20 protein-coding genes and 2 tRNA genes are annotated in these 21,276 nt (G+C 65.8%); 13 read left to right on the forward strand and 9 right to left on the reverse strand.

The features are described from left to right. Positions 1-15: 15 nt before the first annotated feature. A complete protein-coding gene (locus tag ACIGKQ_RS04200) occupies positions 16-456 on the reverse strand; it encodes a globin (protein WP_266061262.1) in 441 nt (146 codons plus the stop codon). Positions 457-616: 160 nt separating this feature from the next. Between ACIGKQ_RS04200 and ACIGKQ_RS04205 the strand changes: the two genes are divergently transcribed. From ACIGKQ_RS04205 to ACIGKQ_RS04215, 3 genes are all read left to right on the forward strand, one after another. After that, positions 617-1,282: an HNH endonuclease gene (locus ACIGKQ_RS04205; RefSeq protein WP_266061263.1), complete on the forward strand. Its 666-nt coding sequence runs from the start codon at positions 617-619 to the stop codon at positions 1,280-1,282. A 139-nt stretch (positions 1,283-1,421) separates the two neighbouring features. Beyond that, the gene (locus ACIGKQ_RS04210) at positions 1,422-1,670 is read left to right on the forward strand and encodes a hypothetical protein (RefSeq protein ID WP_235722334.1); all 249 of its coding nucleotides are present in this window, start codon (positions 1,422-1,424) and stop codon (positions 1,668-1,670) included. Then, positions 1,657-2,154 (forward strand): DUF5130 family protein, encoded by a 498-nt coding sequence (locus ACIGKQ_RS04215; RefSeq protein ID WP_266061264.1) that lies wholly within the window; start codon positions 1,657-1,659, stop codon positions 2,152-2,154. Before ACIGKQ_RS04210 ends, ACIGKQ_RS04215 begins: the two co-directional genes overlap by 14 nt. A 146-nt stretch (positions 2,155-2,300) precedes the next feature. Here the strand turns inward: ACIGKQ_RS04215 and pepN are convergent, their stop codons facing one another. After that, positions 2,301-4,910, reverse strand: coding sequence for an aminopeptidase N (pepN, locus tag ACIGKQ_RS04220; RefSeq protein WP_396572468.1), 2,610 nt, complete (start codon positions 4,908-4,910; stop codon positions 2,301-2,303). Between the two features lie 120 nt (positions 4,911-5,030). Between pepN and ACIGKQ_RS04225 the strand changes: the two genes are divergently transcribed. Beyond that, positions 5,031-5,663 carry a DsbA family protein gene (locus ACIGKQ_RS04225; protein ID WP_328714912.1) on the forward strand — a complete coding sequence of 211 codons (633 nt, stop codon included), beginning with the start codon at positions 5,031-5,033 and terminating at the stop codon, positions 5,661-5,663. Between the two features lie 22 nt (positions 5,664-5,685). Here the strand turns inward: ACIGKQ_RS04225 and ACIGKQ_RS04230 are convergent, their stop codons facing one another. Next, on the reverse strand, positions 5,686-6,729 hold the full coding sequence (locus ACIGKQ_RS04230; RefSeq protein ID WP_396572470.1) for a M48 family metallopeptidase: 1,044 nt from the start codon (positions 6,727-6,729) through the stop codon (positions 5,686-5,688). Between the two features lie 22 nt (positions 6,730-6,751). Here ACIGKQ_RS04230 and ACIGKQ_RS04235 point away from each other — a divergent pair, with 22 nt between their 5' ends. Together ACIGKQ_RS04235 and ACIGKQ_RS04240 are read left to right on the forward strand one after the other, a co-directional pair. After that, a complete protein-coding gene (locus ACIGKQ_RS04235; RefSeq protein ID WP_235722330.1) occupies positions 6,752-7,228 on the forward strand; it encodes a ribose-5-phosphate isomerase in 477 nt (158 codons plus the stop codon). A 27-nt stretch (positions 7,229-7,255) separates the two neighbouring features. Further along, positions 7,256-8,074, forward strand: a complete 819-nt coding sequence (locus ACIGKQ_RS04240) for an Fpg/Nei family DNA glycosylase (RefSeq protein ID WP_235722329.1) — start codon at positions 7,256-7,258, stop codon at positions 8,072-8,074. A 30-nt stretch (positions 8,075-8,104) separates the two neighbouring features. On the opposite strand, the gene ACIGKQ_RS04245 is transcribed toward ACIGKQ_RS04240, so the two are convergent. Beyond that, a complete protein-coding gene (locus ACIGKQ_RS04245) occupies positions 8,105-8,239 on the reverse strand; it encodes a hypothetical protein (RefSeq protein WP_266061267.1) in 135 nt (44 codons plus the stop codon). A 168-nt stretch (positions 8,240-8,407) separates the two neighbouring features. Between ACIGKQ_RS04245 and ACIGKQ_RS04250 the strand changes: the two genes are divergently transcribed. Beyond that, on the forward strand, positions 8,408-9,343 hold the full coding sequence (locus ACIGKQ_RS04250) for a PE-PPE domain-containing protein (protein ID WP_396572472.1): 936 nt from the start codon (positions 8,408-8,410) through the stop codon (positions 9,341-9,343). A 173-nt stretch (positions 9,344-9,516) separates the two neighbouring features. Beyond that, entirely contained in the window at positions 9,517-10,968 is a 1,452-nt protein-coding gene (gene sthA / locus ACIGKQ_RS04255) for a Si-specific NAD(P)(+) transhydrogenase (RefSeq protein ID WP_235722393.1), read from the forward strand. 83 nt (positions 10,969-11,051) lie between these two features. Here the strand turns inward: sthA and ACIGKQ_RS04260 are convergent, their stop codons facing one another. The 4 genes from ACIGKQ_RS04260 to ACIGKQ_RS04275 all read right to left on the reverse strand — a co-directional run bounded on the left by ACIGKQ_RS04260 (position 11,052) and on the right by ACIGKQ_RS04275 (position 13,805). Beyond that, positions 11,052-11,759, reverse strand: coding sequence for a L,D-transpeptidase (locus ACIGKQ_RS04260; RefSeq protein ID WP_266061269.1), 708 nt, complete (start codon positions 11,757-11,759; stop codon positions 11,052-11,054). Positions 11,760-12,004: 245 nt separating this feature from the next. Next, positions 12,005-13,273: a lipase family protein gene (locus ACIGKQ_RS04265; protein WP_396572474.1), complete on the reverse strand. Its 1,269-nt coding sequence runs from the start codon at positions 13,271-13,273 to the stop codon at positions 12,005-12,007. 169 nt (positions 13,274-13,442) lie between these two features. Continuing rightward, complete coding sequence (locus ACIGKQ_RS04270) at positions 13,443-13,628, reverse strand: hypothetical protein (RefSeq protein WP_235722326.1); 186 nt, start codon at positions 13,626-13,628, stop codon at positions 13,443-13,445. Between the two features lie 103 nt (positions 13,629-13,731). Then, positions 13,732-13,805 (reverse strand) — tRNA-Gly (locus ACIGKQ_RS04275). A gap of 227 nt (positions 13,806-14,032) precedes the next feature. Between ACIGKQ_RS04275 and ACIGKQ_RS04280 the strand changes: the two genes are divergently transcribed. From ACIGKQ_RS04280 to clpX, 5 genes are all read left to right on the forward strand, one after another. Beyond that, positions 14,033-14,106, forward strand: a tRNA-Pro gene (locus ACIGKQ_RS04280). A gap of 81 nt (positions 14,107-14,187) precedes the next feature. Continuing rightward, positions 14,188-15,585 carry a trigger factor gene (gene tig, locus ACIGKQ_RS04285; RefSeq protein ID WP_396572476.1) on the forward strand — a complete coding sequence of 466 codons (1,398 nt, stop codon included), beginning with the start codon at positions 14,188-14,190 and terminating at the stop codon, positions 15,583-15,585. 265 nt (positions 15,586-15,850) lie between these two features. Next, entirely contained in the window at positions 15,851-16,462 is a 612-nt protein-coding gene (locus ACIGKQ_RS04290; protein WP_235722324.1) for an ATP-dependent Clp protease proteolytic subunit, read from the forward strand. 53 nt (positions 16,463-16,515) lie between these two features. Continuing rightward, complete coding sequence (locus tag ACIGKQ_RS04295; RefSeq protein WP_235722323.1) at positions 16,516-17,214, forward strand: ATP-dependent Clp protease proteolytic subunit; 699 nt, start codon at positions 16,516-16,518, stop codon at positions 17,212-17,214. Positions 17,215-17,553: 339 nt separating this feature from the next. Further along, positions 17,554-18,834, forward strand: a complete 1,281-nt coding sequence (clpX, locus tag ACIGKQ_RS04300) for an ATP-dependent Clp protease ATP-binding subunit ClpX (RefSeq protein WP_235722322.1) — start codon at positions 17,554-17,556, stop codon at positions 18,832-18,834. Positions 18,835-18,917: 83 nt separating this feature from the next. Here the strand turns inward: clpX and ACIGKQ_RS04305 are convergent, their stop codons facing one another. Next, positions 18,918-21,239, reverse strand: a complete 2,322-nt coding sequence (locus ACIGKQ_RS04305) for an FdhF/YdeP family oxidoreductase (RefSeq protein WP_396572477.1) — start codon at positions 21,237-21,239, stop codon at positions 18,918-18,920. Between the last annotated feature and the right edge of the window lie 37 nt (positions 21,240-21,276).

Below are 21,276 nucleotides of genomic sequence, written 5' to 3' on the forward strand. Positions count from 1 at the left end.
CCCGCACCCGGCGTGTCACACAGGCGAGTTCATCATGGAATTCGCCGCCATCTCCATGTAATCGACCAGCGCCCGCCGGTGCGCGTCGTCGAGTGTCTCGGCATCGATCGACGCGATTGCGATGTGCATACAACGCAACCACGCATCCCGCTCGATCGGCCCGACCCGGAACGGGTGGTGACGCATACGCAGGCGCGGGTGCCCGCGCTCGTCGGAGTAGGTGCGCGGGCCACCCCAGTACTGTTCGAGGAACATGCGCAGGCGTCGTTCGGCGGGACCGAGGTCCTCCTCGGGGTAGAGCGGCCGCAACACCTCGTCGGCGGCGACCTCTTCGTAGAACCTGGCGGTGAGCTTTCGGAACGTCTCCGCGCCTCCCACCTCCTCATAGAAGGTGCGTTGCGTCGCGGGGGTGCTGGGCTGGATGCCACCGGGGACCTGACTGCTCACGATCCCCATTGTCCTGACCACCCGCGCACTCATCAACACCGATGCGGGTCGGGGAGGTGCGTCATCGGTTGTTCACGTTGCCGACCTGCATGGACACGCAGAATTGTCGTGCAAACGGGTCTGTTCCGTGGTCAACTTGACCTCGTCGGTGTTCAGGTGGGAGACGCGTATGAAGTCCAGGAACGCAACGTCGGTGACCTCGGTAGAAGGCGCCCGGCCGCGTGTCCGCGCTCTCGCGACTGTGCCAGGCGGTCGCGATCTGGATTCCGTGACGCAGGTGGGCTCGCCGATCGCCTCGTCCTCGGCGGGCGCTTCGCTGTGGGGTCGGCGCCGTGTGCTGCTGCTCAATGCCACCTACGAGCCGCTCACGGCGGTCTCCTTGCGTCGGGCGATCGTGCTGGTGCTTCGGGAACGTGCCGACGTGGTGCACGCCGACGACAACGGCCTGCTGGTCCATTCGGCCGACCTGTCGGTGCCGGTGCCCTCGGTGATCCGGCTGCGCTCGTTCGTCAAGGTTCCCTACCGGGCCGTCATCCCGATGACCCGCGCCGCACTGATGCATCGGGACCGGTTCCGGTGCGGCTACTGCGCAGCGAAGGCGACGACCATCGACCACGTGGTGCCGCGCAGCCGGGGTGGAGCACATTCGTGGGACAACTGTGTGGCCTGTTGTGCGAGCTGCAACCACCGCAAGGCCGACCATTTGCTCAGCGAATTGGGCTGGAAGCTGCGCACGACGCCATCGGCCCCGAAGGGACGTCACTGGCGGCTGCTCGCCACGATCAAGGACATCGACCCGGTGTGGACGCAGTACATCGACGCCGGCGCCGCCTGATCGGCTCACCATCTACGACGCGCTGTAGGGGTCGATGCCCGCGGCGTCACGTGGTGGGCTAGATTGATCACACGACCTGCGCCGCAGTGGCTGCAGGCACCGGCAACAGCCCTCAGCATCAACTGATCGAAAGGGTGGCATGGACAACCTGATCGTCGCCATCGGAGTGCCCGTCACGGTCATCTGTGTTCTGTTCGTGATCGGCTGCGTCGTCGCGATGGCCGTCCCGAACGACGTGAAGTATCCGAAGGTGCAGAACTACACCCTCGACCAGCAGTGGGAGCACGAGCCGCTGCTGTTCAGTGCCACCGACATCGAGCCGATGACGTTGGCGCATCATGCAGAAGCGACCGACGCGGACGGAGGTTCGGCCAGTGGCAAGTGGTGAGGTGGTATCCGGACAGCATGGTGACGTCGCCGTCGCCTCGGCAGCGGCGAGTGCGCTGCCGATCGGCACGGTCGTCACCAACGGCGGACGGGTATCGGGCACCCGATACCCGGGACAGGCTCCCACGACGCCGCCGTTCACCCGCGAGGAACTCATCGGGCTCGACGAGGCCCTGAAGGCGGCGAGCGAGAAGGCCTACGTGCGGTTCTCGGTGTTCATCGGCGAGCTGGGCACCGACGCGGTTGCCGACGCCCGCGCCGTCCTGCTGCGCGCGCCGGAACCGGCCAACGGAGCCCTGATCGCGGTCTCGCCCAACAGCCATGATGTGGTGGTCGTGTCGGGCGTCGACGTTGCCGACCGCGTCAACGACCGCGTCGCCCAGCTGGGCGTGACCGCGGCGGTCACCAGCTTCCGACAGGGAGACCTGATCGACGGTCTGATCGCAGCGCTGCGCGTGATGTCCACCGCAGCCGCGGCCTCCTGACCCATCCCGTCAACGGCGGCCCGCTCACCTCGGTGAGCGGGCCGCCGTTGCTATGAGACGGTGCTGGCCGCACCTGCAGGCTCTGGCCGCAGTTTCGTGTCCAAGCCGGAACCGGAAACTGCGGCCAGAATCCTCGGGATCGGACGTCAGGACGCCGATTCGGCGTCGAATCGGCGCGCCCGAAGCGATCGTGCGACGGTGTCGCGGCCTTCGGAGATCAGCCGCTTGAGGGCGGGAGGATGATCGGCGGCCAGGAACTCGTCGGCTGCCGACAGCGCGGCCTCGTCGATGGCCCAGTGCGGATAAAGCCCGATGACCGCGGTCTGCGCGACCTCGCTGGACCGACGCGCCCAGATGTCGGGGACGGCGGCGAAGTACTTGGCCACGTAATCGGTGAGCAGCTCACCCTGCCCAGGCCGAGCGAAGCCCTCGATCATGGTGCGCGTGTAGATGTTCGACAACGAGTCGTCCTCGGTGGCCTGACGCCATGCCTGCGCCTTGGCCTCGGCGAGCGGGCGCGACGAACGGGCGGCGGCCGCCTGCCGTTGCCCGGTGGCGGTGTTGTCGCGGGCTGCCTCGGCGTCGATCACCGGGGATGACGCCGCGTCGGTGTCGATCGCACCGACGGTCGCCAATGCGCGCACCAACTTCCACCGCATGTCGGTGTCCACCACCAGACCGGCCAGGCCGTGGTCGGCGGGATCGGTCCCGTCGAGCAGGGCGCGCACGACAGGGACCTGATCGTCGTTCAACCGGCCCGCGAGCAGGGTGTTGACGAACGCGAGCTGATGATCGGAGCCATCGCCGGCGCCGCGCGCCAGTTCCAGCAGGCGGGCGCTGAACGCGGGTCGACCCTCCTGCGCGACCCAGCCCGGGTCGGCGTAGGCCTCCAGGGCGCTGGTCGCCTGCATGAGCACGCGCTGCACCACACCGATCTCGGACTCGGCGGCGATGCCGCGCGAGACCAGTTCGATGAAATCGCGCGCGGCCATCTCGGCCTGACGGGTCATCTCCCAGGTGGCCGACCAGACCAGCGTCCGCGGCATGGGGTCGGCGATGTCACCGATCCGCGCGGTGGCCGTGGCCAACGATTCGGGGTCGAGACGGACCGATGCGTAGGTGAGGTCGTCGTCGTTGAGCAAAACCAAAGCCCCACGACCGACCCCGATGAGATCGGCGACGTCGGTACGTTCACCCTCGACGTCGAGCTCCGCGCTGGCGGTGCGGGTGAGGGTCCCCGAGCCGTCGTCGTCGTCGTAGACGCCCACCCGCAGACGATGTACGCGGGTTTCGCCGGCCCCGGGTGCGGCCCCGTCCTGGACGATGGTGAAGCGGGTGAACTTCCCGTCGCTGTCGACCTCGAAGTCCGGTCGCATCACGTTGATGCCGGTCGTCTTGAGCCACTGGGTGCCCCAATCGGACAGGTCGCGCCCGGACGACTTCTCCAGCGCGGACAGCAGATCTGCGAAGGTGGCGTTACCGAACTGGTGCGCGGAGAAGTAGTCACGTAGACCGGCGAGGAAGTCCTCCAGTCCCACATAGGCGACGAGCTGCTTGAGCACCGACGCGCCCTTGGCGTAGGTGATCCCGTCGAAGTTCACCTCGACGGCCGCGATGTCGGGGATGTCGGCGGCCACGGGATGTGTCGAGGGCAGCTGGTCCTGCCGGTAGGCCCACGACTTCTCGACGTTGGCGAAGGTGGTCCAGGCGTTGGTGTACTCGGTGGCCTCCGACTGGCATAACACCGACGCGAAGGTGGCGAAGGACTCGTTGAGCCAGAGGTCGTCCCACCAGTCCATGGTGACCAGATCACCGAACCACATGTGCGCCATCTCGTGCAGAACGGTCTCGGCGCGGCGCTCGTAGAGATACTTGGTCACCCGGGAACGGAAGACGTAGTCCTCGAGGAAGGTCACCGCGCCCGCGTTCTCCATGGCGCCCGCGTTGAACTCCGGGACGAACAGCTGATCGTACTTGCCAAACGCGTACGGGATGCCGAAGTTCTTGTGGTAGAAGCCGAATCCCTGTTTGGTCTCGGTGAACAGGCGGTCGGCGTCCATGTGCTCGGCGAGCGAGGCGCGGCAGTAGATGCCCAGCGGGATGGTGCCGTGGTCGTCGCTGTAGGTGTCGGTCCATTCCGCGTACGGACCGGCGATCAACGCGACCAGGTAGGTGCTCATCAACGGTGTCTCACGGAACCGATGGATGCGCTCGCCGTTCGGCCCGGTTTCGGCTTGCAGCGTGTTCACCAGTGCCGCATTGGAAATCACCTTCCAGTCCGCCGGGGCGGTGACGGTGATGGTGTAGGTGGCCTTCAGGTCCGGCTGGTCGAAGCAGGCGAACATGCGTTTGGCGTCGGCTGTTTCGAACTGTGAGTACAAGTAGACCGATTCGTCGGTGGGATCGACGAACCGGTGCAGGCCCTCGCCGGTGTTCGAGTACGCGCATTCGGCCACCACGGTCAGGGTGTTCTCGGCCGCCAGCGACGGCAGCCCGATGCCCTCGGATTCATCGAAGTCGGAGACGTCGAGATCGGTGCCGTTGAGGGTCGCCGAGACCAGCGTCGGGGCGACGAGATCGATGAAGCTGTCGGACCCGGCGGTCGCGGTGAACGTCACCGTCGTCACCGATCGGAAGGTCGTCACACCGGGTTTGCCCTGACCATCGGTCAGGTCGAGTTCGATCGCGTAATTGCCGACGTCGACCGTCGCGGCACGATCGCGTGCTTGGTCTCTGGTCAGGTTCGGAGCAGTCACAGTCGGGTTCATCCACCTCTCGAATCGCGGTCCGCTGGCCAGCTTAACGGGAATGATCCGCGAGTCACGTGGTTGCAGTTGGGGAATTGGTTTGACCTCGGATACCAGGAGGGGAGCTCCATGACGGCAGCGACGCACACAGCAGGAGATAAGCGGGATCGGGTGGACTTCTGGTTCGACCCGTTGTGCCCATGGTGCTGGATCACGTCTCGGTGGATTCTGGAGGCCGAGCAGGTGCGGCCTATTGATGTGAACTTCCATCTCATGAGCCTCGCGGTCCTCAACGAGAACAAGGACATCCCGGACGAGTACCGAGAGAAACTGCAGTCGGCGTGGCGCCCGGTTCGGGTGATCGCGGCAGCGGTCGCGCAGCGGGGGGAGGAGGTCCTCGCCCCGATCTACACCGCGATGGGGACCCGCATCCACAACAAGGGCATCGACGATCTCGATCAGGTGATCGCCGAATCGCTGGCCGAGGTGGGGCTGGACCCGGCGCTGGCCTCGGCGGTGGAGTCCGAGGAGTTCGACGATTACATCCGCACGAGCCATCACGAGGGCATGGACAAGGTCGGCGACGATGTCGGCACGCCCACCATCCACGTCAACGGCACCGCCTTCTTCGGGCCGGTGCTCTCGCGGATTCCGCGTGGCGAGACCGCGGGCACGGTGTGGGACGGCGCGGTTGCGCTCGCCTCGTACCCGCACTTCTTCGAACTCAAGCGCTCCCGCGACGAGTCGCCGCAGTTCGACTGATCGAGGCTTCCGCCCGGGGAGGTCAGAGCTTGGGCGGCATCTGTAGACCGTTCGGCGGCGATCCCGCGGCGACCGCGGCCGGGTGGGGCGGCGGCACGACGGCGACGACATTGCCGCTGCCCACCCCGCGCACGATGGTGCGCGGGCGGAACAGCATCGCACCCGCCCGGGTACGGTCACGCAGTGCGGCCGCACGCCAGGTGAGCACCGGGTGGGTCGCCAACGCATTGGTCGCCCAGGTGAAGAAGCCGCGTTCCTGTGTGGCGCGATCGGCGAACTGGTCGAAATCCACCGCTGACAGCATGTACTTGCCTGCGGAGAGGACACCGATGACGCCGGGCACACCGGCCGGTCGGGTGTAGTAGCCGTAGTTGTCGGCGGTGTACTCCTGCGCCCGGGACAGGGCCGAGCCGACCAACGGGATGTTCATGCCGACGCTGGTGGCGAGTTGGCGCCAATACGACGTGTGTCCGGCGGCGATGTGGCCCACCTCGTGGCCGATGATGAACTCGAGGGCTTGCGGGTCGCGGGCGCGCCCACCCACCTCGAACAGGTCGGAGTACACCACCACGAACCGGCGGAAGCCGTGGCCGGAGGCGAAGGCGTTGATCATGCCGTTGCCCAGCACCACATACGCGTCGGGTACATACTCCAGGCCGTAGCGCGCGGCCGCCTCGACCACCATCCGGTGGCCGTCGGCGAACTGGGTGGGTGTCATCTGCACGCCGTTGACCCGTGGCTGTGCGTAGGTCAGACCGCGGATGAGCAGCAGGACCAACGGAAGCGCCAGCAGGAACAGGAAATAGTCACTGAACGTGCCGAGGAGCACCAGCCAGACGATGGCGAGATATCCCACCAGGGTCACGGTGATGACGGCGATCAGCATCGGGATCTCCCACGGATGCAGCCGCGGACGTCCCGCGTAGTGGGCCGGCGGCAGCCAGAATCCGTCACGAGGCGTCTCGCCCGCCTGGATCGGCCGCTGGTCGCCGCCGGACCTGTTGATCTGGCCGGCGGAGGGATCGGCGACGCCGGGAACATTGGGTATCGGCGATTGTGCGTCCACGCGACCAATCTATAGTGACGCCATGCGTGTCTACCTCGGTGCCGACCATGCCGGATTCGAACTGAAGAACCTCATCGCCGACCACCTCCGGTCGGCCGGCCACGAGGTCGTGGACTGCGGGGCGCACGTCTATGACGCGCTCGACGACTATCCGGCCTTCTGCATCGATGCGGCCCGCCGGACCGTCGCCGATCCCGGCAGCCTGGGAATCGTGTTGGGCGGCAGCGGTAACGGCGAGCAGATCGCGGCGAACAAGGTGCCGGGGGCGCGTTGCGCGCTGGCCTGGAGCGTGGAAACCGCGCAACTGGCCCGACAGCACAACAACGCCCAGCTCATCGGCATCGGTGGGCGGATGCACAGCACCGACGAGGCGTTCGCGATCGTGGACGCGTTCGTCGCGACGGCCTGGTCGGAAGAACCTCGCCACCAGCGCCGCATCGACATCCTCGCCGAGTACGAGCGCACCGGCGAGGCGCCTGCGGTGCCCGGCGCCAACTGATTCACCGGCCGCAGCGGAGCAGCCGACATGCCCGAGGGTCATACCCTGCATCGTCTGGCGCGTCGTCAGCAACGAGTTTTCGGCGGTGAGCCGGTGCGGGTGTCCAGTCCTCAAGGCCGATTCGCCGACGGCGCCGCTGTCGTCGACGGCATGGTCTTCGCAAAGGCCGAGGCGTGGGGTAAGCATCTGATCCAGCACTATCGCCCGCTCGGTACCACTGGGCGGGCGGGCCGGCGGATGATCCACGTGCACCTGGGGCTGTATGGAAGTTTCACCGAAGCGCCGGCACCTCTGGCTGCTCCGGTGGGGCAGGTGCGGCTGCGCATCGAGGGTCCGCAGGTCGGCACCGATCTGCGTGGCCCGACGGCGTGTGAGTTGTTCACGCCGACCGACCTCGACGAGTTGATCGCCCGGTTGGGGCCCGATCCGCTCCGCCGAAACGCCGATCCGACACCGATGCTCGCCGCCATCGCACGATCACGCCGGCCCATCGGAGCGCTGCTGATGGACCAGAAGGTGGTCGCCGGAATCGGCAACGTCTACCGCGCGGAGGTGCTGTTCCGGGCCCGGATAGATCCCTACCGCGAGGGCCGGTCGGTACCGGCCGCCGATGTCGCAGCGGTCTGGGACGATCTGGTGGGACTCATGCGAATTGGGGTGCGACGCGGCCGCATCCATGTGGTCCGACGTGAGGACGATCGCGGACCCGGGTCGTATGCACCGGACCGGCCGCGAACCTACGTGTATCGGCGCGCGGGCGAACCGTGTCGGATCTGCGCGACGACCGTGCGGACCGCGGAGTTGGATGGCCGCAACCTCTACTGGTGTCCGACCTGTCAGATCTGAGGTCTTCCCGAGCGGGAGAAGTGTTGTGGGTCAGCGTAGCTCGGCGCGTTGGGCCATGATCAGCAGCTCATCGCGCTGGGTGCTGCTGCCGACGGCGTGGATGCGGTCATACAGCTTGCGATTGCTGGTGTGAACGAAACGGGCACGAAGACGTGCGATGGACATGCCGGTACAACTTCCTGAATTGACTGTGCTCTCTTGTATCCATTCTCCGTATTACGAATAGGTTAATCAACCTGACCAGGCGTGATGTGCCTTACGGTGTCCCGAGCTCACAGGGGCTCCTCAGTGTCGCTCATGCACTTTCACATCGATGCGCGCCATGATGGGATCATGAATGGTTTGACCGCATCGATCGACCAGGCCGATCGACATGTGACCCTGTTGGTGGTCGGCGGAACGGGCGAGTCGTTCGCGGGTGACACCCGTACGGAGGTGAGCGGCCTGCTGGCCGGCGTCACTCTCGGGCTCGATGCGCGGTTCCGGTGTCGCTGGGTTGGTTACCCGGCCAGCTACGGTCCGGCCCCCGATCTCGCCGGCATCAGCTATCTGCGCAGTGTCGAGATCGGCGTCGACAATCTGCGCACGGCCCTCATCCGCACGGAGGGCCCCGTTGCCCTCATCGGGTATTCGCAAGGGGCAGTGGTCATTCGACACGCACTGCGGCAACTCGCCGATGCTGACCACCCGGCGATCGCACGTGTGATCGCGGTGGGCTTCGTGGCCGACCCCCACCAGCCGCCGGGTGCGGTTCCCGGTTGTGCGGGGTGGGGAGTGGCCGGCGGTGGGCCGGAACTTCCGAGCGGGATCGACTACTTCTGGGTCGGCGCCGTCGAGGACATGATCTGTAACGCATCCTCGGACTCTTTCGTTCGCGACATCGCTGACATCACGCCGTCCCTCGCGGTGGGGTACTGGGGTGAATGGTTGTCGCACGTGTGGACAGTACTGCGACACAACACATTCCAGAACGCCGGCCGCACCTCCCTGGGGCTTCGGCAGATGGTCCGGGACGGGGCGCGGTTGGTTGCGGCGGCACGCGAGGTGCTCGGTTACCTGCCGAACACCCTGCGCTGGGGCACGATCGAGGTGCGCAACCGACGAGGTGGGCGACACACCTCGTATGCACGCGAACCCTATCGTCGGCACTCGCTGACCGATCCGTACACCACCGGATGCGAGGCGCTCGCCGCGTGGTTGCAGGTCTGCGCCACCTTCTCCGAGGTCGGTGAGGCCCACGAGGCCGGTCTCCGCGATCTGGTCGCGTGAGGGCAGACGGGAAACCTGCGCCGGGCGCCATTGCTTCGGTGGTGTTAAATCCCGCCGAACGAGTGGTTTTCGGGTCGTGACCTGAGCGTCGCTGCGCGAGACTGATCGGTGATCAGCAGCGTCGAGGGCCAGGTGTTCCGGTGCGTCGAGCACTCACCGACTGGAGATCAATTGTGGACCACTTCGACGTCGTCGTCATCGGCTCGGGTCCGGCAGGCCAGAAGGCGGCGATCGCGGCCGCGAAACTCGGCAAGCGCGCCGCGATCGTCGAACGACGCCACATGGTGGGTGGGGTGTGCATCAACACCGGCACGATCCCGTCCAAGACCCTGCGGGAAGCGGTGCTGTACCTGTCCGGACTCAACCAGCGAGAACTCTACGGCGAGTCGTACCGGTTGAAGTCCGACATCACCGTCGCGGATCTCTCGGCCCGGACGATGCATGTGGTGGGTAAAGAAATCGATGTCATCCAGAACCAGTTGGCCCGCAACTCGGTCGCCATGCTCATCGGTAACGCGTACTTCGTCGACGCGCACGAGATAGCGATCGAGGATGCGACGGGTGATCTCAAGCGGGTCACCGCCGACCACTTCGTCATCGCCGTCGGCACGCGTCCGGCACGTCCGTCCACGGTGGAGTTCGACGGGGTCACCGTCGTGGACTCCGACCAGATCCTGGCCATCGACCGCGTCCCCGGATCGATGGTCGTGGTGGGCGCCGGGGTCATCGGGATCGAGTACGCGTCGATGTTCGCCGCGCTCGGCACCAAGGTGACCGTCATCGAGCGACGACCGACGATGCTGGACTTCTGTGACCGCGAGATCGTCGAGGCGTTGCAGTATCAGTTGCGCGAGCGGGGCGTGACATTTCGGTTCGGCGAGCAGGTGCAGACGGTGGAGAACCACCCCTCGGGCACCCTCACGATTCTGGAGTCGGGCAAGAAGATCCCGGCGGATACGGTCCTCTACTCGGCCGGTCGGCAAGGGGTGTCCGACGAGCTGCGAGTAGAGGCGGCCGGCCTCACCGCCGATGCGCGGGGGCGGTTGAAGGTGGACGAACACTTCCGCACCACCGTCGATCACATCTATGCGGTCGGCGACATCATCGGTTTTCCGGCCCTGGCGGCGACGTCGATGGAGCAGGGGCGGCGGGCCGCCTACCATGCCTTCGACGAACCCGTCGGTGCGACCGATGCCGACCTGCAGCCCATCGGCATCTATGCGATCCCGGAGATCAGCTTCGTCGGTCGTACCGAAGACCAACTGACCACCCAGAACATCCCGTTCGAGGTGGGGGTGGCGAGGTATCGGGAACTGGCCCGCGGTGCGATCATGGGCGATTCGTATGGCCTGCTCAAGCTGCTGGTGCACGCCGAGGACCGGACACTGTTGGGAGTCCACGCCTTCGGCAGCAACGCGGCCGAACTGGTGCACATCGGTCAGACCGTGATGGGCCTGGCCGGTACGGTCGACTACCTGGTCGATGCGGTGTTCAACTATCCGACCCTGGCCGAGGGATACAAAGTGGCCGCCCTGGACGCGGTGAACAAGATGCGTGCGATCGCGCGGGTGCGCTCGGAGGGCCACCGGCTCGATCTGGACGCCGGGTCGCCGCTACCGGACTGACGATGGCCGGCCCGACGACAGCCCACAACACAGCTCAGGCCCGGACGACTGTCCGGGCCTGACCTGTGTTGAGTGCGTTTGTTTCAGCTCCCGGGGATGTAGTCCGGGCCGATGGTTCCGCGGACCACTATCGGGGTGTCACGCGGGATGGTGTCGAACACCCACTTGCCGTTGGCGGTGCTCACGTTGATGCATCCGTGGCTCACATTGCTGCGGCCCTGCTGCTCCACCGACCACGGGGCGGCGTGGATGAAGATGCCGTCCCACGACATGCGGGTGGCGTACTCGACGTAGGTCCGGTAGCCCTCGGCCGAGTCGACCGGAACGCCGTACGTGGACGAATCCATGTACATGTCGCGGTAGCTCTCCTTGGTGTAGTAGACACCGTTGGGAGTCGGATGCTTGTCGGAGCCCATCGAGATCGGCATCGTCTTGACCTGATTGCCGTTGTGCCACCAGGTGATCTGGTGGGTGGCGTCGTCGGCCAGCGCGATCCAACCGGTCGAGGTCTTCACATTCGGGATCGCCGGACCCTTGGGCGTCTCCGGTGTCGACGGCGTCGGTTCCGGAGTCGGGGTGGTGGTCTGCGGCGTCGATGGGGTGCCGGGCATCTGCGGCACACCGGGGATGTTCGGGATCTCCACCGGGGGCAGGCCCGGGATCACGGTGACCGGTGCAGCACCCGCCGTCATCGGCAGCATGAGCATCACGGCAGCGGCGCCGATCACGGCGGCAACCGCACGTCGGGTCGTGCCGCGACGGGCGCGACGAGAAGTCTTCGATGTGAACACTGAGAGACCTTTGCAGTTTGAGTTACTGAAGCGCATCCCCCGGAGCGCGCAACCATCGTTACACAAACGTTGCCTTAGGGCCAAAGCCGAGCAGCGTAACAGTCGTCGAACGATGGACGTTGCGCTGGGTCTGAGGGTGAAGAGCGTGGTGGGCGGGTCGGACGACCCGCTCTGTGTGATCACCATCACGCCTCCTCGGCCGGGTCGCGCGCACGCGGCAACCGAACCAGCGCAGAGTCGGCAGCTCAGCAGGAGCTCGGTGCCGGTACGCCCTGGAACCGATCCTGCAGATACCGGAACGCCGGAAGCAAGCCGATGAGCGCGGCGGACAGGTGATCAGGTGACGGCGTCGACATCCGTTCGACCGGGAGTCCGGCGCGGCAATAGCGGTCAAGGGTGTGGTCGATGGACGACACCGGGATCAGGGCGTCGGTGGGACTGTGCCACTCGAAGATCGGGGTGCGTGGGATGCCGCGGTAGAGCGACAGGCTGTTCTGTTCGACCACGCGGCGGGCCACAGGGTCATCGAAGATCGCCCGCCCGCCGACGGTGACCTGCTGGGCGTCGTGACCGGCGCCGAGTCGCAAGATGTCGTTCGTGCAGGCATTGCGCATACCCAGGTACATCTGTTTGCCCAGTGGTGACAGGTGCTGCCACATCGGGATCTGCTTCGGATACTCGCGGGAGACTCCGATGGCGGCGGCGAAGGCCAGCCCGAACGCGGGATGCGGCGTGCTGTACCCCAGGCCCTCGGCCATCTTGAGCAGATTCATCGGCACCCCGCCATACGCGGCGCCCGCGATGTCGAGGTCGGGCGCGTAAGTGGGTGCCAGCGCGGCCGCCCACGCGGTGGCCATCCCGCCGCCGGAATAGCCGGCCAGACCGATGGGGCTGTCGGCGGACTTCGCGGGACCGAAGTCTTTCACCGCACGGATGTTGTCCAGCGTGATCTGACCACCGAGCTTCGCGGCCCCGTAGGCGCTGCGTGGTCCGAGGTGATCGGGGATCGCCACCGCCCACCCCTGTTGCAGGGCGACGTTGAGGCCGGGGGCCTCCCGGATCGCCAGGTTGGGGTCCTGGGTCCAGAGCGCCTGCGACGGTGCGCACTCCAGGCCGGTCGCGTTGATGATGTGCTGAAACGACAGCAGCGGCCCGTCGGCCGTCTTGCGGGTGGGGACCAGGACCGTGGTCACGGCCGCGATGGGCTCTCCCTGACTGTCCGACGAGCGGAACGCCAACTGGTAGGTGCGCACATCGAAGAAGCCCGGCGGGTTCGGGCGATCCCGGGTGGCGATGATCTCGCCTGGTGCGAGGGAAGCCAGGTTCGGCGGTGCGTCGTAGAACCGGTCATGCAGCGGAGTCGGTAGGGCGACGTTGTCGGCGGTGGCGTTCGGGGCGCCGGCCAGCAGTCCGATGACGGTGGCGACGATGGCGGCCAGGATCAGAGCGCCACGCAATGCGGGCGGCCCGGAGCGGTTGGTGGCACGTCGGTGCCCACCACGTGATTCGGTCATGGTTCCCCCCAGGGAAGATGCAGTGTCAGTTCTCGACGGACACCGACCCCCTGAGTCCCATCGTCAGTCCATCATCGGCCATCGGCCCGAAAAACCACAACGCCGGGTGCGAACTCGTCAAAGGCGAACCGCACGTGCACGTTGCGCGCATGTGCCGGCCACCGAGCGGTCAGGCGGGCTGCGGGTGTTCGGTGCGCAGGTGACGGACCGGTTCCGAGCATGATTCGTCACGGCAGACGAGCATCACATCCACCCGTCCAGGACCGGAAGCCGAGTGCACCACATCCTTGCGGACATACAGATTGGCTCCGCAGCTCGGACACTTGCGCTGACTCTTGGCGTGGCTGGAAGACATGTCCCAAGCCTACGCCCACAGTGACGTCCATCACAGTCGTCTTGCGTAGCCAACTCGCCCGATGGAAGCGAAAGACCGGAGGCCCGAGGGACCTCCGGTCAGGTGGAGCGGGTGACGGGAATCGAACCCGCGTAGCTAGTTTGGAAGACTAGGGCTCTACCATTGAGCTACACCCGCGTGCCGCGTCACCTGGTGGGATCGCCATCGGCGTCGCGTGCGTCCAAGACTGTACCCAATGCGATGTCCCAACCAGAAATCGCACTCGGCGAGTCGCGTTTTGCCGGGTATCGGCGCGCTGCCGGTGCCCACCCGTTTAGGTGGTCGACAACCCGGCACGTACTATCTTCTGTTGGCCCTGCTCTGCGTCTCGTCGGTCATCGATCGGGCGTGGGACATCAGGCCACCGGGATGTGGCGCAGCTTGGTAGCGCATCCGCTTTGGGAGCGGAGGGTCGCAGGTTCAAATCCTGTCATCCCGACCGATGTGGTGGCGGCACGCCCGCGACAGATACGCACAGACCAATGACACCGACGCAGAAATGCAGATGTAAGGAGCAGGCGTGAAGAGCACCGTCGAGCAGCTCGGCCCGACCCGGGTGAAGCTCAATGTCGAAGTCCCGTTCGAGGAGCTGTCCGGCGAGTTCGACCGGACCTACCGTTCGCTGGCCCAGCAGATCCGTATCCCGGGCTTTCGTCCGGGCAAGGCGCCCGCCAAGCTGATCGAGGCTCGCGTCGGTCGCGACTCGATCCTCGCCCAGGTGGTCAACGACGCGTTGCCGGGCAAGTACTCTCAGGCCGTGGCAGAGACCGAGACCAGGGCGATCGGCCAGCCCGAGATCGATCTCGCCGAGCTCGTCTACGGCAGTCCCATCACGTTCACCGCCGAGGTCGACGTCCGCCCGGAGATCGAGTTGCCGGAATACTCGACCCTCGCGGTCGAGGTCGACACCATCGAGATCGATGACGCCGAGGTCGATGAGCAGGTCGAGGGGTTGCGTGCGCGCTTCGGCACACTCAAGGGTGTCGACCGTGGCGCGCAGGAGGGCGACTTCGTCTCCATCGACCTGGCGGCAACCGTCGACGGCGAGGCCGTCGAGGAGGCTTCTACCGAGGGTCTGTCGCATGAGGTCGGTTCCGGTCAGCTCATCGAGGGCCTCGACGAGGCCCTGGTCGGTGTCAAGGCCGGCGAATCGAAGGAGTTCACCACCACGCTGGTCGCCGGAGACCACTCGGGCGAGCAGGCGCAGGTGACGGTCACCGTGAACTCGGTCAAGGAACGTGAACTGCCCGAACTCGACGACGAGTTCGCCCAGATGGCCAGCGAGTTCGACACCGTCGCCGAGCTGCGCGACAGCCTTGTCGACCGGGTCAAGCAGTCCAAGAAGATGGAGCAGGCGAACGCGATCCGCGACAAGGTCCTCGAGGAGCTGCTCGCCAAGGTCGAGGTCCCGCTGCCGGAGAAGGTCGTCGCAGAAGAGGTCGAGGGTCAGCAGCATCAAATCGTGCACGCACTCGGGCACGACGACGAGCAGGTGGCAAAGTTCCTCGAGGCGCAGGGCAAGACTCGCGAGGAGTGGGACGCCGAGGCCCGCGAGGAGGCCGAGAAGTCGGTGAAGACCCAGCTGCTGCTCGACGCGATCGCCGATCAGCGGGAGACCGAGGTCGATCAGGACGAGCTCACCCAGCAGATCCTGTTCCAGGCCCAGCGCTACGGCATGCAGCCGCAGGAGTTCATCCAGCAACTGCAGAGTGCCGGCCAGGTCGGCGCGGTCTATGCCGACGTGCGCCGCGGCAAGGCGCTCGCCGGAATTGTCTCCGAGGTGACGGTCACCGACACCAGCGGCGCCACCGTGGACACCGACGAGTTCTTCGGTGCGGCCGATGAGGACGATGTCGCTGCAGACGCGACCGCTGGCGACGAGAACGAGAACGACGAGAACAAGAACGACGAGAACTGATTCATCGCACGAGTAGTGGGCACAACAGCCGGACCCGGGTCGCCATACCCGGTGGCCGGCTGTTCTGCTCTCAGCGAATAGGGGGCTTGTCGGGACTGTCCCTCCGGCGGCATTGGTTAGTGTCGGTGAGGACCTCGCGATGATGCTTTCGTGAGACCCCTAGGGTCGCCACGGCAGAACAAGTCATCGCAGACAAGCTGGACCGAGGAAACCGGTGGACGCGGTTTGTGACCGCACGTCACCACGACAGGCAAAGGTAGGAACAGTGAGTGAGCCGACGATCCACACGCCGACCCTGAGTTCGGGAGTGTCCGGGCTGAATCTGACCGATTCGGTGTTCGAACGACTGCTGCGTGAGCGCATCATCTTCCTCGGCACCCAGGTCGACGACGACATCGCCAACCGGCTGTGCGCGCAGATCCTGCTGCTCTCGGCCGAGGATCCGACCCGCGACATCAACCTCTACATCAATTCGCCGGGCGGGTCGGTGACCGCGGGTATGGCCATCTTCGACACCATGCAGCTCGCCGAATGCGATGTCGCCACCTACGCGATGGGTATGGCTGCGTCGATGGGCCAGTTCCTGCTGGCCGCCGGCACTCCGGGCAAACGGCATGCCCTGCCGCATTCGCGGATCATGATGCACCAGCCGTCGGCCGGTATCGGCGGCACCGCGGCCGATATCGCCATCCAGGCCGAGCAGTTCGCGGCCACCAAGAAGGAGATGAACCGGCTCAACGCCGAGTTCACCGGTCAGCCGCTGGAGAAGATCGAGGCCGACTCGGACCGTGACAAGTGGTTCACCGCGCACGAAGCGCTCGAGTACGGACTCGTCGACCACGTGGTCACCCGCGCGGGCTCGGTGACCCCGTCCTGAGCGCCGACCACGCACCGCAAACACGAGGCCACATCTCACCAACGGAGCAGCAGATGACCAACTCCTTCTCGCTCGACCACTTGCCCGCCGACGTCGCCGCCGGCATCCCGTCGTCGGCGCTGGCGATCAAGAGCATCGAGGCGCGCTACATCCTCCCGCAGTTCATCGAGCACACCCCCAACGGACAGCGCCAGTACGACCCGTACGCGAAGCTGTTCGAAGAGCGCATCGTGTTCGTCGGCACCCCGATCGACCAGACCGTCGCCAACGACGTGATGGCGCAACTGCTGGTGCTCGAGTCCCAGGACCCTGACCGCGACATCACGATGTACATCAACTCGCCGGGCGGCAGCGTTCCGGACATGTTGGCGATCTACGACACCATGCAGTACGTCCACTGCGACATCGTGACGGTCTGCCTGGGTGAGGCCGCCTCGGCGGCGGCCATTCTGCTCGCCGGCGGTACACCCGGCAAGCGCGCGGCGCTGCCCAATGCCACCGTGCTGATCCACCAGCCACGGACCGGCGGTGCCTACCAGGGTCAGGTGTCAGATCTGGAGATCCAGGCCGCAGAGATCGAGCGCATTCGCAACCGGCTCGACGAGATCTTGTCCCGCCACACCGGGCAGGACAAGGACAAGATTCGCAAGGACACCGACCGCGACAACATCCTGTCGGCGGATCAGGCCAAGGAATACGGCATCGTCGACGAGGTCTTCGAGTATCGCAAGAAGTCGATGAAGAAGGCCTGAGCCGGATCCGGCCCGCACGCACCTCGTCTCGACACGCCGGGTCGAGGTGCGTGCCCAACATGGTCGTCGGCAGTCATCCTGGACGTCTGCGCGGGAGTTCGATCGCCGTGCAGAAGCGGGAAGCCAGATGGCGGCGGCCATGACGCCCAGCACAACCAGATAGCGGACGACGACCGAAACTTCCGACACGACATTTGGCGTTATCGGTCGAAGTTCGAGCGGCGCGCGGGTACCGTCGGGTTATTGGGCGATCCGCATGCCGCACGGTCACCCATGCCCGGCTGCGCACGGTGAAGGTCCGTCGAATCGACCGGAGCAAGAGGAAGGTACGTACACGAGATGGCACGAATCGGAGACGGTGGCGACCTGCTGAAGTGCTCGTTCTGCGGAAAGAGTCAGAAGCAGGTCAAGAAGCTGATCGCCGGCCCCGGCGTGTACATCTGTGACGAGTGCATCGATCTCTGCAACGAGATCATCGAAGAGGAGCTCGCCGAGAACGGCGATGTGAAACTCGACGAGCTGCCCAAGCCGGCCGAGATTCGTGACTTCCTCGAGAACTACGTCATCGGTCAGGACACCGCCAAGCGGACGTTGGCCGTGGCGGTCTACAACCACTACAAGCGAATCCAGGCCGGTGAGAAGAAGGACTCCCGCACCGGTGAGTCGGTGGAGATCGCCAAGTCCAACATCCTGATGCTCGGTCCGACGGGCTGCGGGAAGACCTACCTGGCCCAGACCTTGGCGAAGATGCTGAACGTTCCGTTCGCCATCGCCGACGCGACGGCGCTCACCGAGGCAGGGTATGTCGGCGAGGATGTCGAGAACATCCTGCTCAAGTTGATCCAAGCGGCCGATTACGATGTGAAGCGCGCCGAGACCGGAATCATCTACATCGACGAGGTGGACAAGGTCGCGCGCAAGAGTGAGAACCCGTCGATCACCCGAGACGTCTCGGGTGAGGGTGTGCAGCAGGCGTTGCTGAAGATCCTGGAGGGGACGCAGGCCTCGGTGCCGCCGCAGGGCGGGCGTAAGCATCCGCATCAGGAGTTCATCCAGATCGACACCACCAACGTGTTGTTCATCGTGGCGGGTGCCTTTGCCGGTCTCGAGAAGATCGTGTCCGAACGAATCGGCAAGCGCGGGCTCGGCTTCGGTAACGAGGTGACCAGCCGCGACGAGATCGACACCACCGATCACTTCGCCGAGGTGATGCCGGAGGATCTCATCAAGTTCGGTCTGATCCCGGAGTTCATCGGTCGTCTGCCGATCGTCGCCTCGGTCACCAACCTGGACAAGGACTCCCTCGTCAGCATTCTGTCCGAGCCGAAGAACGCCCTGGTCAAGCAGTACACCAAGCTGTTCGAGATGGACAACGTGGAACTCGAGTTCAGCAAGGATGCGCTCGAAGCCGTCGCCGATCAGGCCATCCACCGCGGTACCGGCGCGCGCGGGCTGCGCGCCATCATGGAAGAGGTGCTGCTTCCGGTGATGTACGACATTCCCAGTCGAGACGACGTGGAGAAGGTCGTCGTGACCGGTGAGACCGTCCGCGACAATGTGCTCCCGACGATTGTCCCGCGCAAGAACAGCCGCGACGAGCGCCGAGACAAGAGCGCCTGACCCGCCTTCTCATCACCGCAACCCCCGGGAGCTCCGATGCCCCGGGGGTTGCGGCGTGTCGCGGGCGGACGCGCCGCGGCGGGTCAGTCCGCCGTCCTGCTGGGTTCGAGCCGGATCACCACCGCTTTGGAGACCGGGGTGTTTGATTCCCGCGCGACCGATCCGAGCGGGACCAGGGGATTGGTCTCGGGATAATAGGCCGCGGCGTTACCCCGCGGGGTGGAGTACGCGATGAGTTCGAAATCGTCGACGCGACGTTCCTCGATGCCGGCCTCGCCCTCGTACTCGGAGATGATGTCGACGCGATCGCCCGCGTGCAGACCTGCGGCCGCGATGTCATCAGGGTGACACATGATGACCCGGCGGTTGCCTTTGATGCCGCGATAGCGATCGTCGTGGCCGTAGATCGTGGTGTTGTACTGATCGTGACTGCGCAGGGTCTGCAGGATCAGTTTTCCCTCCGGTACCCGTACCCAGTCGAGGGGATGCAGCGCGAAGTGCGCGCGGCCGTCCGGGGTGTCGAATTCGCGGCGATCGCGCGGGGGATGGGGTAGCACGAATCCGTCGGAGAGTCGGACGCGGATGTTGAAGTCCTCGAAACCCGGGATGACCCGAGAGATGTGGTCACGGATCAGGTTGTAGTCGCGGCGCAAGTGTTGCCATGGCACCGGGTGATCGGGGCCCAGGGCGGCGGTGGCGAGATCGCAGACGATGCCGACCTCGCTGCGCAGGTGCGCCGACGCCGGTGGCAACGAACCGCGCGACAGGTGTACCACCGACATCGAGTCCTCGACCGACACCTGCTGTGCCACACCGTCGACAAGGTCCTTGTCGGTGCGTCCAAGGGTCGGCAGGATGAGCGCGGCGCGACCGGTGGCCAGGTGAGATTCGTTGAGTTTGGTGCTCACCTGCACCGTGAGTGCACAGCGGGCCAGGGCGGCGCGGGTGAGGTCGGTGTCCGGTGCCGCGGACACGAAATTGCCGCCCATCGCGAAGAACACGCGGACCTCGCCGCGCGCCATCGCGCCGATGGCCGCCACCGTGTCATACCCGTGCTCGCGTGGAGAGTCGATGCCGAACTCGGCGTCCTGGGCCGCGAGGAAAGACTCGGGCATCTTCTCGAATATGCCCATCGTGCGATCGCCCTGCACGTTGGAGTGCCCGCGGACTGGGCACAGGCCGGCGCCCGGCTTACCGATCATCCCGCGTAGCAGCAGCACATTGGTGCCCTCGCCGATGGTGGCCACCGAATGCCGGTGCTGGGTCAGGCCCATCGCCCAGCACAGGACGACCCGGTCCGCCGAGGCCACCGCCTCGGCCAGGTCGCGGATCTGTGCGTACGTCAGTCCGGTCGCCGCAAGGATCTCGTCGACATCGACATCGTCGAGCGACCGAAGGTAGTCGTCGACCCCTGTGCAGTGGGCGTCGAGGAAGTCCTGGTCGAAGACGGTGCCCGGGGCGGCCCGCTCGGCGTCGAGCAACAGTCGCGCGACACCGCGGAACAGGGCCATGTCGCCGCCGAGACGGATCTGCAGGAAGTCGTCGGCGAGTTTCACGCCGTGCCCCACGACGCCACCGATCTTCTGCGGATCCTTGAACCGCATCAGACCGGCCTCGGGCAGCGGATTGATGGCGACGATCCGGGCGCCGTTGTGTTTGGCCTTCTCCAATGTCGACAGCATGCGCGGATGGTTGGTGCCGGGATTCTGACCGGCGATGATGATGAGATCGGCCGATTCGATGTCGGGCACGGTGACCGATCCCTTGCCGATGCCGATCGATGCGCCGAGCGCGGAGCCCGAGGACTCGTGGCACATGTTCGAACAATCCGGCAGGTTGTTGGTGCCCAGACTGCGCGCGAAGAGTTGATAGACGAACGCCGCCTCATTGCTGGTCCGGCCGGAGGTGTAGAAGACCGCCTCGTGCGGCGATGACATCGCCGAGAGTTCGTCGGCGATGAGCTGGTTGGCCTGTTCCCAGGACACCGGCCGGTAGTGTGAGTCACCCGGAGCGAGGTACATCGGGTGGGTCAACCGCCCCTGCTGTGACAGCCAGTAGCCCGACCGCTCCCGCAGGTCGTCCACCGAGTGAGCGGCGAAGAACTCCGGGGTCACCCGTCGCCGGGTGGCCTCCTCGGCGACCGCCTTGGCACCGTTCTCGCAGAACTCCGCATGCTTGCGGTGGCCGGGCGTCTCCGGCCAGGCGCACCCGGGACAGTCGAACCCGTTGCGCTGATTGAGTTTCGCCAGCGTGCGCGCCGTGCGGACCGGACCCATCTGCTCGAGCCCCCGCGCCAGAGCCACCGCGACCGCTGGGACCCCGGCCGCATGATCCTTGATCACTCCGGTGTCGGTGTCGACGGGTTCGGTGACGGCGATGTCGGTGGACTGGCTTTGACGGCTCATATTCCCATCTTGCCCCGAGTGGGCCGGACTGTCGGCA

This window comes from Gordonia sp. NPDC062954 (assembly GCF_044543825.1).
In the GTDB taxonomy this organism is placed as follows: domain Bacteria; phylum Actinomycetota; class Actinomycetes; order Mycobacteriales; family Mycobacteriaceae; genus Gordonia; species Gordonia tangerina.

What these genes read in the sequence shown, in the direction of transcription:
- ACIGKQ_RS04200 (WP_266061262.1), bottom strand. Translation starts at nt 456, where the DNA reads ATGGGGATCGTGAGCAGTCAGGTCCCCGGTGGCATCCAGCCCAGCACC.
- ACIGKQ_RS04205 (WP_266061263.1), top strand. Translation starts at nt 617, where the DNA reads ATGAAGTCCAGGAACGCAACGTCGGTGACCTCGGTAGAAGGCGCCCGG.
- ACIGKQ_RS04210 (WP_235722334.1), top strand. Translation starts at nt 1,422, where the DNA reads ATGGACAACCTGATCGTCGCCATCGGAGTGCCCGTCACGGTCATCTGT.
- ACIGKQ_RS04225 (WP_328714912.1), top strand. Translation starts at nt 5,031, where the DNA reads ATGACGGCAGCGACGCACACAGCAGGAGATAAGCGGGATCGGGTGGAC.
- ACIGKQ_RS04235 (WP_235722330.1), top strand. Translation starts at nt 6,752, where the DNA reads ATGCGTGTCTACCTCGGTGCCGACCATGCCGGATTCGAACTGAAGAAC.
- ACIGKQ_RS04240 (WP_235722329.1), top strand. Translation starts at nt 7,256, where the DNA reads ATGCCCGAGGGTCATACCCTGCATCGTCTGGCGCGTCGTCAGCAACGA.
- ACIGKQ_RS04245 (WP_266061267.1), bottom strand. Translation starts at nt 8,239, where the DNA reads ATGTCCATCGCACGTCTTCGTGCCCGTTTCGTTCACACCAGCAATCGC.
- ACIGKQ_RS04250 (WP_396572472.1), top strand. Translation starts at nt 8,408, where the DNA reads ATGAATGGTTTGACCGCATCGATCGACCAGGCCGATCGACATGTGACC.
- ACIGKQ_RS04265 (WP_396572474.1), bottom strand. Translation starts at nt 13,273, where the DNA reads ATGACCGAATCACGTGGTGGGCACCGACGTGCCACCAACCGCTCCGGG.
- ACIGKQ_RS04270 (WP_235722326.1), bottom strand. Translation starts at nt 13,628, where the DNA reads ATGTCTTCCAGCCACGCCAAGAGTCAGCGCAAGTGTCCGAGCTGCGGA.
- ACIGKQ_RS04295 (WP_235722323.1), top strand. Translation starts at nt 16,516, where the DNA reads ATGACCAACTCCTTCTCGCTCGACCACTTGCCCGCCGACGTCGCCGCC.
- clpX (WP_235722322.1), top strand. Translation starts at nt 17,554, where the DNA reads ATGGCACGAATCGGAGACGGTGGCGACCTGCTGAAGTGCTCGTTCTGC.
- ACIGKQ_RS04305 (WP_396572477.1), bottom strand. Translation starts at nt 21,239, where the DNA reads ATGAGCCGTCAAAGCCAGTCCACCGACATCGCCGTCACCGAACCCGTC.